Source organism: Acinetobacter zhairuonensis, from assembly GCF_022601715.1.
GTDB lineage: Bacteria > Pseudomonadota > Gammaproteobacteria > Pseudomonadales > Moraxellaceae > Acinetobacter.
In genome coordinates, this window is sequence record NZ_JAKVIM010000014.1 from 1 (window position 1) to 13,841 (window position 13,841).

Consider the following 13,841-nt stretch of genomic DNA (forward strand, 5'->3'; position numbering starts at 1 on the left):
CCATCGATCAGTTCAGCAGGCTGTCCTGCTGTGCCAAAACCACCAATCATGATGGTTGAGCCGTCGGTGATTTGGGATAAAACTTCGTGAATGGAAGTCGAGGATTTATTGATCATGTAAAGCACCTATACATGGATTTCGGAACTGCTTCATTCGTGCAAATATCAAATGTCGAAAAAGGGAGTAAGAAACTAAAAAGTTGCGGTGTGAATTGGAAACTGAATGGAATGAGCCAAGTAATGCCTTAGCTCATTCATGTTTGAACGATTTAAGCGTTATGCCACTGCACGACGACGATCCACTTCAGTTGAAGGGGCAGAAGCCGCCTCTTTAACGAGTTCGATATTAAAGGTGATGTGTTTAAATGGTTTGTCTAAACCACGACGTTGAATTTCAGTAGGGTCAGTTACATCAACTGCTGTAGCCACTAAGCCATCACGGGTAGCAAATGCAAAGTCATCCCAAAGGTATTTGTCACCTTCAATGTTGAATTGCGTAGTTAACTTACGGAAGCCAGGTGCAGAAACAAAGTAGTGCACATGCGAAGGACGGTTACCATGACGACCTAACTTATTCAGTACTGCTTGAGTAGTGCCTTCAGGAGGGCAACCATAGCCAACTGGCATCGTCGTTAAAGCGGTATATTGACCATTTTCATCAGTCAAAATCGTACGACGTAAATTAAACTCAGACTGAGACTTATCAAAGAAAGAATAATTGCCCATGCTGTTGGCATGCCACATTTCTACTTTGGCATTTTCAATGATTTGACCATCAGCATCGCGAACCAAACCTTCAATAATCAAAGTATCAATCTTGTCTGATTCACTGCCATCATCCATACGTGCAAAGCCAACCGTTTCAGGCGCACCAGCAACATACAAAGGACCTTCAATAGTACGCGGCGTACCACCCGTTACACCCGCTTTGGCATCTGCTTCATCAGCACGTAAATCTAAATAATGCTCTAAACCTAAACCAGCAGCTAACAGACCAAGTTCATTGGCTTGACCTGCATCGGTGAAATATTCCAAACCTTTCCAAACTTCAGAAGGTTGAATATCCAAATCTTCAATGGCTTGGAAAAGATCACCAAGCAGACGAACAATAATTTGCTGAATGCGAGTATCGACAGGTCCTTGTGCCGTATCGACATTCATTTGCTTAACGAGAGCATCAATTTGTTGACGATTCATACTATATCTCCTGAAGTATGTGGATTATGCGTGGCATTATTATTGGCTATTGTTTTAGCTAGTATTTTTAATGCCACAGTCCTTGTTGCTATTGAAATTCGGTTTTATTGTGCTACAGCTTTAAGCCTTATGAATCATCCTCACGGATGGAAGAGGGATGACGATTTAACGGCATCACTTCAATGTTCATAAATGGATAAAGCGGTAATCCTTGTAAAATGTTGTGCAGCTCTTCATTGCTCTCGACATCAAAAATGCTGATGTTGGAGTACTGACCTGTTATACGCCAGATGTGTCGCCATTTTCCAGAACGTTGTAATTCCTGTGAATATGCTTTTTCAATGGCTTTCACTTCATTGACTTTTTCAAGCGGCATATCAAGCGGAATATGCACATCCATGCGTACGTGAAATAACATTTACAGCTTCCTTATTTTTGCGTCGTAGTTGTTCAATTTTGTCTTCGTCAATTTCAATCCCTAAACCTGCACCTTTAGGCAGATGAAGTTCAAAATTTTCGTAACGAAGGGGGGTTTTTAAAATTTCTTCAGTCAGGAGCAATGGACCAAATAATTCGGTACCAAATGCCAGTGTTTCAAAAGTCGAGAAGGCATGCGCAGAAGCGATACTACCAATTGGACCTTCAAGCATGGTGCCGCCATATAGATCGATACCTGCTAAGCCTGCAATTTTGGCAACTTCACAGGCTTCTAGCAGACCACCTGATTGTTCAATCTTGACTGCAAAGACATCTGCACCATGACTTTTCGCAATGCGGTATGCACTGTCAGGACCTGTTAATGCTTCATCTGCCATAATCGCAACATCAAAGCGCTGAGTTAAACGTGCCAGAGCTTCGGTATTTTGAATCGCACACGGTTGCTCAATCAGGTCGATACCACCGTCTTGCAATTGTTGAATACCACGGATACATTCCAGTTCTGACCAAGCACGGTTTACATCTACGCGAACGCTGATGTCTGCACCCAAGGCTTTTTTAATCGCAATCACATGGTCAACATCTTGCTGTAACGGACGCGCACCAATTTTGAGTTTGAATGTATTGTGACGTTTCAGCTCAATCATTTTTTCCGCTTCAGCAATATCTTTTTCGGTATCGCCTGAAGCCAGTGTCCACAGTACAGGTAAGCTGTCACGTAAACGGCCACCCAGTAATTCGCTGATCGGTAAGCCTAGATGCTTGGCTTGAATATCTAGCAGAGCAGTTTGAATGGCACATTTGGCAAAACGATTGCCATTAATATTTTTACGGATCAGTTTTAAGGTTTGAGCAACATTTAACTCTTTTACTGAAGTCAGTAATGGTGCAAAGTAAGTATCAATATTGGCTTTGACACTTTCTGGGCTTTCTTCACCATAGTTCAGTCCACCAATAGTGGTGGCTTCGCCCCAACCGATAAAACCATCCGTGGTTGTAATTTTTACGAGCACTAAGGTTTGAATACGCATCGTCGTCACAGACAGTTGATGCGGGCGGATCGTTGGGATATCCACGAGTATAGTTTCTATGCTTTTATACATGAAGTTTCAACTGTTACGAACTTGTTTGTATACCATAGAAGAATGTAATCGCCTAAAATAGATATAGAATGGTATTTAAAAATACTAAAAAGGTATGTTAATGGAATTAAGACACTTAAGATATTTTGTGACTGTGGTCGAAGAGAAAAGTATCACCAAAGCTGCGGAGAAGTTGTTTATTGCTCAGCCACCATTAACTCGCCAAATTAAAAAATTAGAAGAAGAACTCGGGATTGATCTGTTTGAAAAAGGGTCGCGTCCTTTAAGAGCCACTGAGGCGGGCTTATATTTTTATCAGCATGCGGTGCAGATTTTAACTCATGCGGCACAAGCTACGACCATGATTAAGAAGATCAATGCGGTGAATACCAGTGTCAAAATCGGCTATGTCAGTTCGTTGCTTTATGGTTTATTGCCTCAAATTATTTATTTATTTCGACAAAAAAATCCAGAGATTCAAGTCGAATTGATTGAGTGCAGCACCCGAGATCAGGTCGAGGCGTTAAAGCTGGGTAAAATCGATATTGGTTTTGGTCGATTGCCGATCAGTGATCCTGCAATTAAAAGACTACTGTTACGTAAAGAAAAACTGAAACTGGCGGTTTTTAAAAAACATCCCTTGAATGATTATCATGAAAAAGGGGTGTATTTATCGCAAATAGTCAATGAAACTATTTTTTCTTATCCTAATACGCCAAAACCCAATTTCTCGACCACCATTCAAGCCATGTTTACCCAATTGGGTCTAATTCCTACTAAGTGGACAGAAGTGCGTGAAATTCATATGGCTTTGGGCTTAGTGGCATCTGGAGAGGGTGTGTGCCTTATTCCTGAAAGTGCTTGCGAAATTGGCATGAAGAATGTGGAGTATCTGGATATTTTAGATTTGGAAGCCTATAGCCCAATTTCGTTGTCGATGCGTAATATGGACCAGAGTGCCTATATTCCAAAAATTTTGGATTGTATTGAAGAGATTTACCATACCGAGAATATCTCTAAAAATTTGGATTAATTTCTAGTTTTTAAAAAATGAAAATGCCTCATCAATGATGAGGCATTAAAAAAACTTGTGTTGATGTGTCGGTTTTTTCTCATGAAGGGAGAAAGAGGGCGCAAGCAATCACGAAAGAAGTCCAAAGTACAAACCACAAAATCAATCAGACGAATTAAGCTGTAGTTATTACGTTGCTGAAATCCGCTTCATCTTCTCATTGGTTTTCCTTCACGATTTGAATTAAGCACGTGCGGTATTACTTTGCAAAAACTTTTCGCTATACAGTCGATAATCTTGTAATGCGTGCTCGTCTAGCCAACTTTTCACTGCTTCAATCATCGGTGGTGGACCACACAAATACATGTCGAATGCTTGTTCAGCCAATTGATCCTTATTCAAATGTTCATGAATAAAGCCTGCTTTACCTTGCCACTCTTCCGAAGCCTTGGTCACAATTGGGTGGTAGCTAAAGTTCGGGAATTGTTCACCATAGGCGTGCAGACGTTGTTGCTCGCATAAATCGGTTTCCGTGTTGACCCCATAGTAAAGTTGAATGGGTGGGGTATTCGCTTGATCAGCTAAATTGTCGAGCATGCCCAAAAATGCCGATAAACCGGTACCACCTGCAACAAAGACCAGTGGACGTTCTACTTCGCGTAAGTAGAAACTACCTAAAGGTGCTTCAATCATCAGTGTTTGACCAATCTGACAACGATCACGTAAGTAATTACTCATGACACCATCGGGTAATAGGCGAATCAGAAACTGTAATTGGTTAGTGCCATTTGGACGGTTGGCAAAAGAATATGAGCGCCAGTCATCTGTACCTGGAATTTGCAAGCGAGCATATTGTCCAGGAAGATATTGCAGTTGTGAGCTATAGTTGCTCGCATCCAAATGTAAAATCGCAGTGGTTTCAGAAACCAGTTCAACCGCAGTGACTTTGGTTTCAATTTTTAAACTTTCACCCGCATTGCAAATGCTAGAGTCATGATCAAAATAAAACGCGGCATCAGATTTCACACGGGTTTGGCAGGCTAACATTTTTCGTTCCGCCAAATCACGCTCACTTAATGCATCTTCATCCACATAGTCTTGAGCGTAAATGCCCGTTTCGCATTGACCTTGGCAAGTGCCGCAGACGCCTTCACGGCAATCCAGTGGTAATTTGATGCCTTGACGAACTGCTGCATCGAGCAGCAATTCATCTTGGTTGACCGAGATAAAAAAGGTTTTGCCATCGGCAAAATTTAGAGCAACAGAATGTCCCATGATCTACTCCTTAGACGTGGTAGAAGTCGAGAACAGAATCAATTTTGTCATTCAGCAAAATGCTGTGTTGACGACGAATTTTGAAACTTTGCTCTGTTTTACGCAGTAAGTAGGTGGCATGACCGTAGAAAGAGCCTTCTAAGCCTTGACGGTTATACAGCGTATGCCAAGCAACTTTGGCTTCTATCAGACCATCTTCTAGAGTATTCACTTGCACATTGTTAATGCTGTGAAAGGTACGTGGTAAAGGCATCGCAGATGCTGCTTTGCCAGTACGAATACGGAATACTCGGTCTTCTAAACCTGCACGATCTGGATAGTAAATATAGGACAAGCCCTGATTTGGATCTTGTACATAATTATGGTCGTCAATCCACTGCGGAATATGATATTCACTGTCTTCATCATAAAGATCAAGATAGGCATCCCAGTCGTATTTATCGCAAAGTTCTGATTTTTTGTACAAAAATTGAGAAACTTCAAATTGTAAATCTTGTGACATGGTTACACCTCATCCATTACGCTATTATTTTGAAAAGTAATATCGAGCATTTTTAACGATTTTTTCTGGAAGCCATCGAGCATCAGACGTTGCCAGTGACCATGTTGGTTGACATACAAACCTTCATGAGTAAATTCACGTCCTGTAATTACAGGTTCGATACCTAAATCAATTGAGTTTTTGGTTGGACCATATTCCCAAGCGTGATAACCACGAGAAATATCACTCCAACGCTCTAGTCGTGCTTGGAAGCCTTTTTGTTGTTCGCGGAATTCAACCAAGTCATCTGGTGTGCCTAAACCAGAAACATTAAAGAAATCTTCAAACTGGCGAATACGGTTACGACGCGCTTCTTCAGATTCACCTTTCACACCAATACACTGACTGATGACTTCAGTTTTATTCCAAGCGACTGGTCGTACAATCCGTAATTGTGAACTGATCTGATCCATGAAGAACAGGCTAGGGTATAAGTTTAAATTTCTTAAACGATGCATGGCCCATTCAGCATATTTCTGACCATATTTTTCCACCAAATATGGCATTACGGTGCTATAGCCAGGACGAACAGTTGGATTCGGCATGTCGCTGAATAACACCGTATGTCCATTTTTAAAGCTAAACCAGCCATCATCCGTTTCGGCATCACCTGCACCCAATTTACTGTAATCAAGGGTGTCTAATTCTCCACCTTTGGCTGCATTGACTTGTTGACGATGCTGTACAGTTGAAACGTAGTTATAGTGCACGGTGCTGACATGGTAACCATCTAGACCATTTTCATTTTGCAATTTCCAGTTGCCAGCAAAGGTGTAGGTTGATTTGCCTTGTAAAACTTCAAGTTCGCCTGTAGGAGATTGATTCACCATCAAATCAAGGAAGATTTTGGTATCGCCTAGGAATTCTTCTAAGGTATCGGTTGCCTGAGTGTCTAGGCTAACGAATACAAAACCGCGATAGCTTGCAATACGTCCTTGCTTCAGCCCGCGTGTAGATTTATCGAAATCTTCACAATATTCGCCCGGCGCTTTCACTTTGACTAAGCGACCATCAGACTTATAACACCAAGCATGGAACGGGCAAGTGAAGGTAGATTGATTGCCTTTGCTGACACGTGTTAGCGTTGCACCACGGTGTTCACAGGCATTGACCATGGCATGCAACTGACCATTACCATCACGGCTAACAATGATTGGCTGGCGACCAATTTGAACGGTGAGAAAATCATGGTTGTTTGGAATTTCGCTTTCATGGCAGGCATAAATCCAGACTTTTTCGAAAATGAACTCCATTTCCAGATCAAACAGTTCTGGTTGGGTAAACATATCTCGTGCGACGCGAAAAACGCCATCTTGAGGACGAAAGTCAATGCATCCATCCACCAAGTCATTCCATTGTTGTAAATTAGATGAGGTCATGTGCTCAATCCTTCAGTCAATCTGCTTTAGATTGATTGAAACGCGATTGCGCGCTTGCCTCTATCCACTTTTTCCAGATGTTTATCCAGTGCGTGCAGCTTTAATTTTAAAGTGTTTAGATTTGGGATTTTACTGCCAAATAAAATTGAAAAGAGACTGCTTTAAGCTGAGGGAATGATCAGGTCCAGTTGCTGTAGCATAATATTGACATATTTATGTATATCATCTTTAAAAATCATATATTGAAGGGCTAAGCCATAGCTTAAAGAAATGATTTCTAGCAGTTTGGATTCACGTTGGCTTGACTCTGCTAAAGAAAAATTTGGAATCAGTTGCAGTAAAACTTCTAAAATTTGTGCTTGATGATTCTGCCAAACTTGTTGGTACTCGTTGGAAAATACAGGGTCACGTGCCGCATATAATTGCAATTCAATGGAGATTTTCAACCATTCATCATGCTGGAAAAAATCGACGAACCATTGTTCTAGCGCTGCTTTTAAATCAGGCTTTGCTAGATTGGCTTGCGTAATCATTTTTTGTAGTTGCTGGTTTTCTTGTTCAAACTGAATTTTCAGTAAGGTGAGTAAAAAATCTTCTTTGTGCTCAAAATTTGAGTAAAAAGCACCTTGGGTATAGCCTGCATATTTTGAAATATTCCGAATCGATACCGCACTATAACCTTGTTCAGAAATAAGGTGAAATCCCGCTTCAATTAACAGATTTCTTGTCTGAATCTGTTTTTCATCTCGGGAAATTTTTGCTGGTTTCATAGATTAATTCTAACTTCAGATATCACTTGATATCTTAGATTGTATGCGCTATTTTTGCTAGGTGTATTTCAGATAGCAGTTGAAATCCGAAATTAAATCGGTTCAAACCTAGAGAAGAATATGAATAATGAGTTGAAAAGAAAAATCGTGGTGATTAATGCTCATCCATCATCAACTAGTTTTAATCACGCTTTAATGCAAGCCTATATTGAAGCAGTACCGTCTGATTTACAGGTTGAAGTAATTGAAATTGGGAAATTAAATTTTGAACCCAACTTAAAATATGGTTATGAACAACGATTGGAACTTGAGCCAGATTTAAAAGCCGCTTGGGATAAAATAATCAGTGCGGATCATCTGGTCTGGGTTTTTCCAGTATGGTGGGGCGGCTTACCCGCAGTCAGTAAAGGCTTTATCGATCGTTTATTCCTACCCAGCCAAGCTTTTAGTTATCTTGAAAACAGCAATCGGATTCGCGGACATTTAAAAGGAAAAACCGCAAGAATCATTACCACCTTAGATCAGGCGGGTTGGACCTACAAATGGTATTTTGGCGAACCGAGCACGCGGCAGCTAAAAGATACGACATTAAAGTTTTGTGGTGTAGGATCATTGAAGACACATTATTTAGGTCCTGTACGGGGTTCGAGTTTAGCGCAACGTCAAATCTGGATTGAATTCATGAAGGAACTGGCTCAGCGTGATTATGACAACGTGTTTAAAAAGTCAGATCAAGGGTTGATGCAACGACTGCGGCTGTATTGGAGTCATTAACTACAGGTAATCGTGGGGAAAGCATTAGTTCGATACAAATGACGGTTTCGATGCTTACTTCTATACCGTTGAAAAAGCCTAGACACAATCACCGCTATAAACCAAACTTTTTGCGGTAACGCCATAAACTGGTTCGGCTGATGCCCAAGGCTTGTGCCGCCAGTCCCAAATCATATTGATACTTTTTCAGGGTTTGCTGCAAGGTATAGGCATCGAGTTTTGTTGATTTGAGTAGTGCAGGTTGTTCAATTGTTTCAGGCTCTGATTCAGAATCTTGCAATCCATGAACGATTTCATCAGGTAAATCAGAAACAGTAATCTCGGGTCGTCCATTTGCCATTGCTAGTGCATACAACAAGGTATTTTTAAGCTCGCGCACATTGCCAGGCCAATCATAGTGCATGAGTGTATTCATCGCGGCATCGGATAAACTAGGAGCTTGTGGTGTAGTCCGATGTTCATTTAAAAGATACTCAACAATCAGTGGAATATCTTCTTTTCGATCTCTTAAAGGGGGAACGAAGATGGGGATGACACGTAAACGATAAAGTAAATCTTGTCGGAAACGACCTGATTTGGCTTCTTCACGCAGCGCGCGATGGGTCGCAGCAACAATACGGACATTCGACTTAATCGATTTTTCTCCGCCTAAAGGTGTGAATTCGCCAATTTCCAGCACCCGTAACAATTTGGCTTGTAATTCCAGTGGAATCTCGGCAATTTCATCTAGAAACAAGGTTCCACCTGCAGCGCGTTCAAATACGCCTTTGTGTTCACGAATGGCACCTGTAAATGCACCTTTCACATGCCCAAACAGTTCACTTTCCAATAAGCTGGCATTGAGTGCAGCACAGTTAATGGCAATAAACGGATGCCTGCTTCTGTGGCTATATTCATGAATGGCTTGAGCCACGAGTTCTTTACCACTGCCTGATTCACCTCGAACCAATACTGGAAATTCGGTAATTGCAACCCGCTCAATAATCGAGAACATGTGTTGCATAGAGCTTGACTGGCTATGAAAGGTTTCTGCGAGAGATAACTGTTTTTGAGCTTTTGGTTTTACGGTATTTAAAGTAACAGGCTGAAATAGAAAAATTTCACCAATAAACGCTTGATCAAGCACCTTCAGTTTTTTTCGGGTCAACAAATAGTGTGAGGGTGAGTCAGGGAGTTGAACCATCCCATCATGTAGTTCGCTACTCAGAATTGAATCTTTTAATGTGGACATGGATTTTTGATTCAGCTCAGATGTGCCATATTCATATATAAAATTTTGGCTCTGTTGCTCCAGAATTAAGATCAAACTTTCATCAATAAGGTTCTGTAATTGTTCTAAAAATAATTCTAACTGAGTTTGTAAGGCAAAACTGAGAATTTGCATGATGTTTCACTATTTGTTTCAGTTGTTTCTTATTGAAACATAGAATGAAACAAAGATGGAATACTAAAAAATTGGAAATTTATAAATTAATTTATAATATATTGTTTTTTATTAATATAAATAAAAATGCTAAAAGTTGGCATTATGTTTGCAATTTAAGAATAAAGAAACACATTATTTAGGATGTTGCCAGATGATCTTCCACCAATTTTTTGAAGTAGAAAGCTCAACCTATACCTACCTTTTGGCTTCAGAGCAAACACGTGAAGCAGTACTGATTGACCCTGTTGCTTCTGAAATTGAAGTCTATAGCCAGTATTTAGAAGCGAATAACTTAAACTTGGTGTACAGCTTGGATACCCATGTCCATGCCGATCATGTGACAGCTGCCAATTTGTTGCGCGAAAAGTTTGGCTGTAAAACTGTATTGCATCGTAATTCAGGTGTGAATTGTGGCGACATTTTTATCTCAGATCGAAGCGCAATTCGAATTGGTGATATTACCATCGAAGCCCGTTATACCCCGGGACACACCAATGCCTGCACCAGTTATGTTGCAGACGGCATGGTATTTACAGGCGATGCTTTACTGATTGATGGTTGCGGACGTACCGACTTTCAGGAAGGCAGTGCTGAAACCTTATATGACAGCATTCATACGCAAATTTTCACGTTGCCCGATACAACCATTGTTTATCCGGGACATGATTATAAAGGACGTTTAGCATCGACAGTTGGACAAGAGCGTCTGCACAATTCACGTTTGGGTGCAGGCAAAAGCAAAGCTGAATTTGTCGAAATCATGAATAATTTAAATCTCCCATATCCGAAAAAAATTGATATCGCATTACCTGCCAATAAAGCCTGTGGTCAGTAAAGGAGAACCAAGATGCAATTGAAACAAGTCAATACTGAGTTTTGGGTTGCCGATCAAATCACTGCACAAGATATTGAACTGATTGCAGCGCGCGGCATTAAAACGATTTTCTGTAATCGTCCCGATGGTGAAGGTTCTGATCAACCGAATGTGATTGAAATTGAACAAGCCTTACAACCTTATGGGATTCGAATTGAATATCTGCCTGTAGTCAGCGGTAAGGTCACGGATGAACAAGCTGAAGGGTTCAAGCAGCTGTATCAACAGGCACAAAAGCCGTTATTGGCATATTGCCGATCAGGGACACGTTCCATCACCCTGTGGGCATTGTCACAAGTGGCAAATCAGACTTTGGATCAAATGCTACTGACAGCAAAAACGTTAGGCTATGACTTACAAGGTGTGGTGCCACGCATTTTAAAACAATCGACCCATGCACAAGAGCATATTCCTAAGTTTAGTGTGGTGATTGTCGGTGCTGGTGCGGCGGGTATTTCAGTGGCATCGAGCCTACTTTCACGGCAACCCAATTTGGATATTGCCATTATTGATCCTGCTGAAATTCACTACTACCAACCGGGTTGGACCATGGTCGGTGGTGGGATTTTTAAGCCTGAAAAAACGGTGCGGACCATGGCGAGCTTAATTCCAAAACAAGTGCAATGGATTAAAGCCGCGGTTGCCGCTTTTGATCCAGACAACAAGCAGGTGTTATTAGAAGGCTGTAAGCCGCTGAATTACGATGCTTTGGTGGTTTGCCCTGGTTTAAAACTAAATTGGCATGGCATTGAGGGTTTGGTCGAAACACTCGGCAAGAATGGCGTGACTTCGAATTATCGTTATGACTTAGCCCCTTATACTTGGCAGTTGGTTCGAGAGATGAAACGAGGTAAGGCACTCTTTACCCAACCACCGATGCCAATTAAATGTGCGGGCGCACCGCAGAAAGCTCTGTATTTATCTGCGGATCATTGGCAAAAGCAGGGTGTACTGAAAGACATCCAAATTGATTTTTATAACACAGGCGCAGTCCTGTTTGGTGTAGCTGCCTATGTGCCCGCCTTGATGGAATACGTCAAACGTTATGAGGCAAATTTGCATTTTAACCATCAATTGATCAAGGTTGATGGTTCGCAAAAGCGCGCTTGGTTTAAGCAAATGGAAGGTGAAAACAGCCAGATTGTTGAAACCGATTTCGACATGATTCATGTGGTGCCACCACAGCAAGCTCCCGATTTTATTCGAGCGAGTAATTTGGTCGATTCAGCAGGTTGGGTCAGTGTCAATCAAAATACCTTACAGCATACCCAATATCCGCATATTTTTGCTTTGGGTGATGTCATGAATGCACCAAATGCCAAAACAGCAGCGGCAGCGCGTAAGCAGGCGCCGATTGTAGCTGTGAATGTACTGGAGTATTTACAAGGCGGCTCTAAGTTTGCGCAATACGATGGTTATGGCTCATGTCCACTTACCGTAGAGCGTGGAAAAATTGTACTGGCAGAGTTTGGTTATGGCGGCAAATTACTGCCAAGCTTTCCAAAATGGCTACTGGATGGTGAACAGCCAACTCGCATGGCGTGGTTATTGAAAGAGAAAATCTTACCGCCAATGTATTGGGATGGCATGCTGAAAGGGCATGAATGGCTGGTTAAACCGAAACGCTAATTTTTAACAGATTCCTTCAAACACAGGCACCTATCTGTCAATTTTCAGATAGGTCGGGGACGCTTTATCTCAATATTGGGTCCAGCAATGCTTAAATGAGGTTAAACAACATGTGGTTGTTAGTTTTAGAAGGCTTGGCAATAGGATGCTTGCTTGGTATGACGGGTGCAGGTGGCGGAATTTTAGCAGTTCCAGCACTGATGGCGAGTCAAGGTTGGAGCGTGGCTCAGGCAGCACCTGTAGGCTTATTGGCAGTGACCTTGTCGGCTTTCGTCGGTACCATTCAGGGCTTATTGAAAAAAATCGTGCGTTATCGTGCAGCGATTTGGATTGCAGTGATCAGTATTCCTTCGGCACGGTATGGCGTACAACTGTCCAATGTGATTTCTCCAGTATGGTTAAGTATTGCTTTTAGTCTGATCATGATGGTGGTGGCATATCGGGTCTTTTTTAACAAAGTCAATGATATGGCGAACCCACCTTGTAAGGTGAACAAATCGACAGGACGACTCATCTGGAATGTTAAAACTGCTTCGGTGTTGGGTTTTATCGGTGTGGTTGCAGGGTTGTTGACCGGGCTGCTTGGTGTCGGTGGCGGTTTTGTGATTGTGCCTGCATTACGTAAAGCCACTGATTTAGACATGAACAGTATTGTGGCAACTTCGCTGATGATTATCTTTTTAATTGGCGGTGTGAGTATTTCGATTCATGTCATGGATGGTTTTCAGTATCCGATTAGTATTTCAGCGACCTTTGTGATTGCCTGTATCGTTGGTATGTTATTGGGGCGTAACGCAACCAACTTAATATCATCAAGCGTCATTCAAAGGATCTTTGCAATCACTGTGATCGTGGTGGCGATTTCAATGCTGGCAAAAGCGGTAATTTAACGAAAATTTTCGACAGATGCTTCATCACAGAAGTAGTAAGTATGCAGCCCCATCAACGTAAGATGCTTTGCCATCTTACGTTGATGAATGATTTCAGGCAGGAGTTATTCTGCATGACTAAACTCATTAAATGCAGTCACGGCATTGGCAGCATACATCAGCGAGGGTCCACCACCCATATACACAGCGATACCCAGCACTTCATTCAGTTCTTCAAAGCTCATCCCCATTTTGACCAAGGTACGCACATGAAAACCAATACAACCATCACAACGGTTGGCAACGCCAATGGCGAGTGCAATCAGTTCTTTGGTTTTAGCATCTAATATGCCATCTTTCATGGCGGCTTGGGAGAGTGCATTAAAACTCTTGATCAGATCGGGAGATTGCTCACGCATACTTTTGATATTGGCAGAAATTTCTTGTGTAAGTTCGGTGTAGCTCATGGTAAATCACCTTATTTTTTGTATGGGTTTATTTTAAATTACCATGTTTCTTATCTATATATTATATTTTTATATATTGATTTTTGTGAAATGTTATCAATGATGCAAG

General features: G+C 41.5%; 15 protein-coding genes. 5 read left to right on the forward strand and 10 right to left on the reverse strand.

Translation table 11 applies throughout. The features are described from left to right. The 4 genes from MKI85_RS11730 to MKI85_RS11745 all read right to left on the reverse strand — a co-directional run. A partial coding sequence (locus MKI85_RS11730; RefSeq protein WP_281070037.1) for a CoA-transferase occupies positions 1-116 on the reverse strand: 116 nt, incomplete at its 3' end. Positions 117-275: 159 nt separating this feature from the next. After that, positions 276-1,196: a catechol 1,2-dioxygenase gene (catA, locus tag MKI85_RS11735; protein ID WP_241627912.1), complete on the reverse strand. Its 921-nt coding sequence runs from the start codon at positions 1,194-1,196 to the stop codon at positions 276-278. A 127-nt stretch (positions 1,197-1,323) separates the two neighbouring features. Then, positions 1,324-1,614 (reverse strand): muconolactone Delta-isomerase, encoded by a 291-nt coding sequence (catC, locus tag MKI85_RS11740; RefSeq protein WP_241627913.1) that lies wholly within the window; start codon positions 1,612-1,614, stop codon positions 1,324-1,326. Continuing rightward, positions 1,574-2,737, reverse strand: a complete 1,164-nt coding sequence (locus MKI85_RS11745; RefSeq protein WP_241627914.1) for a muconate/chloromuconate family cycloisomerase — start codon at positions 2,735-2,737, stop codon at positions 1,574-1,576. The genes catC and MKI85_RS11745 overlap by 41 nt, the downstream gene beginning before the upstream one ends. A 100-nt stretch (positions 2,738-2,837) precedes the next feature. Here MKI85_RS11745 and MKI85_RS11750 point away from each other — a divergent pair, with 100 nt between their 5' ends. Further along, complete coding sequence (locus MKI85_RS11750; protein WP_241627915.1) at positions 2,838-3,749, forward strand: LysR family transcriptional regulator; 912 nt, start codon at positions 2,838-2,840, stop codon at positions 3,747-3,749. 222 nt (positions 3,750-3,971) lie between these two features. Here MKI85_RS11750 and antC read toward each other — a convergent pair whose 3' ends face one another. From antC to MKI85_RS11770, 4 genes are all read right to left on the reverse strand, one after another. Continuing rightward, the gene (gene antC / locus MKI85_RS11755; RefSeq protein ID WP_241627916.1) at positions 3,972-5,003 is read right to left on the reverse strand and encodes an anthranilate 1,2-dioxygenase electron transfer component AntC; all 1,032 of its coding nucleotides are present in this window, start codon (positions 5,001-5,003) and stop codon (positions 3,972-3,974) included. A 10-nt stretch (positions 5,004-5,013) separates the two neighbouring features. After that, positions 5,014-5,505 (reverse strand): anthranilate 1,2-dioxygenase small subunit, encoded by a 492-nt coding sequence (gene antB / locus MKI85_RS11760; RefSeq protein ID WP_241627917.1) that lies wholly within the window; start codon positions 5,503-5,505, stop codon positions 5,014-5,016. 2 nt (positions 5,506-5,507) lie between these two features. Continuing rightward, positions 5,508-6,923: an anthranilate 1,2-dioxygenase large subunit gene (gene antA, locus MKI85_RS11765; RefSeq protein ID WP_241627918.1), complete on the reverse strand. Its 1,416-nt coding sequence runs from the start codon at positions 6,921-6,923 to the stop codon at positions 5,508-5,510. Positions 6,924-7,084: 161 nt separating this feature from the next. Further along, positions 7,085-7,693 (reverse strand): TetR/AcrR family transcriptional regulator, encoded by a 609-nt coding sequence (locus MKI85_RS11770; RefSeq protein WP_241627919.1) that lies wholly within the window; start codon positions 7,691-7,693, stop codon positions 7,085-7,087. 120 nt (positions 7,694-7,813) lie between these two features. On the opposite strand from MKI85_RS11770, the gene MKI85_RS11775 reads away from it, so the two are divergent. Beyond that, positions 7,814-8,467 (forward strand): NAD(P)H-dependent oxidoreductase, encoded by a 654-nt coding sequence (locus MKI85_RS11775; RefSeq protein ID WP_241627920.1) that lies wholly within the window; start codon positions 7,814-7,816, stop codon positions 8,465-8,467. Positions 8,468-8,561: 94 nt separating this feature from the next. Here the strand turns inward: MKI85_RS11775 and MKI85_RS11780 are convergent, their stop codons facing one another. Further along, positions 8,562-9,851 (reverse strand): sigma-54 interaction domain-containing protein, encoded by a 1,290-nt coding sequence (locus tag MKI85_RS11780; protein WP_241627921.1) that lies wholly within the window; start codon positions 9,849-9,851, stop codon positions 8,562-8,564. 193 nt (positions 9,852-10,044) lie between these two features. Between MKI85_RS11780 and MKI85_RS11785 the strand changes: the two genes are divergently transcribed. The 3 genes from MKI85_RS11785 (at position 10,045) to MKI85_RS11795 (ending at position 13,286) form a co-directional block, all read left to right on the forward strand. Continuing rightward, the gene (locus tag MKI85_RS11785) at positions 10,045-10,728 is read left to right on the forward strand and encodes an MBL fold metallo-hydrolase (protein WP_241627922.1); all 684 of its coding nucleotides are present in this window, start codon (positions 10,045-10,047) and stop codon (positions 10,726-10,728) included. Positions 10,729-10,740: 12 nt separating this feature from the next. After that, positions 10,741-12,396: a bifunctional protein tyrosine phosphatase family protein/NAD(P)/FAD-dependent oxidoreductase gene (locus MKI85_RS11790; protein ID WP_241627923.1), complete on the forward strand. Its 1,656-nt coding sequence runs from the start codon at positions 10,741-10,743 to the stop codon at positions 12,394-12,396. A gap of 110 nt (positions 12,397-12,506) precedes the next feature. Next, positions 12,507-13,286: a sulfite exporter TauE/SafE family protein gene (locus MKI85_RS11795; RefSeq protein ID WP_241627924.1), complete on the forward strand. Its 780-nt coding sequence runs from the start codon at positions 12,507-12,509 to the stop codon at positions 13,284-13,286. A gap of 104 nt (positions 13,287-13,390) precedes the next feature. Here the strand turns inward: MKI85_RS11795 and MKI85_RS11800 are convergent, their stop codons facing one another. Further along, on the reverse strand, positions 13,391-13,732 hold the full coding sequence (locus tag MKI85_RS11800) for a carboxymuconolactone decarboxylase family protein (protein WP_100241793.1): 342 nt from the start codon (positions 13,730-13,732) through the stop codon (positions 13,391-13,393). Positions 13,733-13,841: the final 109 nt, after the last annotated feature.

What these genes read in the sequence shown, in the direction of transcription:
- catA (WP_241627912.1), bottom strand. Translation starts at nt 1,196, where the DNA reads ATGAATCGTCAACAAATTGATGCTCTCGTTAAGCAAATGAATGTCGAT.
- catC (WP_241627913.1), bottom strand. Translation starts at nt 1,614, where the DNA reads ATGTTATTTCACGTACGCATGGATGTGCATATTCCGCTTGATATGCCG.
- MKI85_RS11745 (WP_241627914.1), bottom strand. Translation starts at nt 2,737, where the DNA reads ATGTATAAAAGCATAGAAACTATACTCGTGGATATCCCAACGATCCGC.
- MKI85_RS11750 (WP_241627915.1), top strand. Translation starts at nt 2,838, where the DNA reads ATGGAATTAAGACACTTAAGATATTTTGTGACTGTGGTCGAAGAGAAA.
- antC (WP_241627916.1), bottom strand. Translation starts at nt 5,003, where the DNA reads ATGGGACATTCTGTTGCTCTAAATTTTGCCGATGGCAAAACCTTTTTT.
- antB (WP_241627917.1), bottom strand. Translation starts at nt 5,505, where the DNA reads ATGTCACAAGATTTACAATTTGAAGTTTCTCAATTTTTGTACAAAAAA.
- antA (WP_241627918.1), bottom strand. Translation starts at nt 6,923, where the DNA reads ATGACCTCATCTAATTTACAACAATGGAATGACTTGGTGGATGGATGC.
- MKI85_RS11770 (WP_241627919.1), bottom strand. Translation starts at nt 7,693, where the DNA reads ATGAAACCAGCAAAAATTTCCCGAGATGAAAAACAGATTCAGACAAGA.
- MKI85_RS11775 (WP_241627920.1), top strand. Translation starts at nt 7,814, where the DNA reads ATGAATAATGAGTTGAAAAGAAAAATCGTGGTGATTAATGCTCATCCA.
- MKI85_RS11780 (WP_241627921.1), bottom strand. Translation starts at nt 9,851, where the DNA reads ATGCAAATTCTCAGTTTTGCCTTACAAACTCAGTTAGAATTATTTTTA.
- MKI85_RS11785 (WP_241627922.1), top strand. Translation starts at nt 10,045, where the DNA reads ATGATCTTCCACCAATTTTTTGAAGTAGAAAGCTCAACCTATACCTAC.
- MKI85_RS11790 (WP_241627923.1), top strand. Translation starts at nt 10,741, where the DNA reads ATGCAATTGAAACAAGTCAATACTGAGTTTTGGGTTGCCGATCAAATC.
- MKI85_RS11795 (WP_241627924.1), top strand. Translation starts at nt 12,507, where the DNA reads ATGTGGTTGTTAGTTTTAGAAGGCTTGGCAATAGGATGCTTGCTTGGT.
- MKI85_RS11800 (WP_100241793.1), bottom strand. Translation starts at nt 13,732, where the DNA reads ATGAGCTACACCGAACTTACACAAGAAATTTCTGCCAATATCAAAAGT.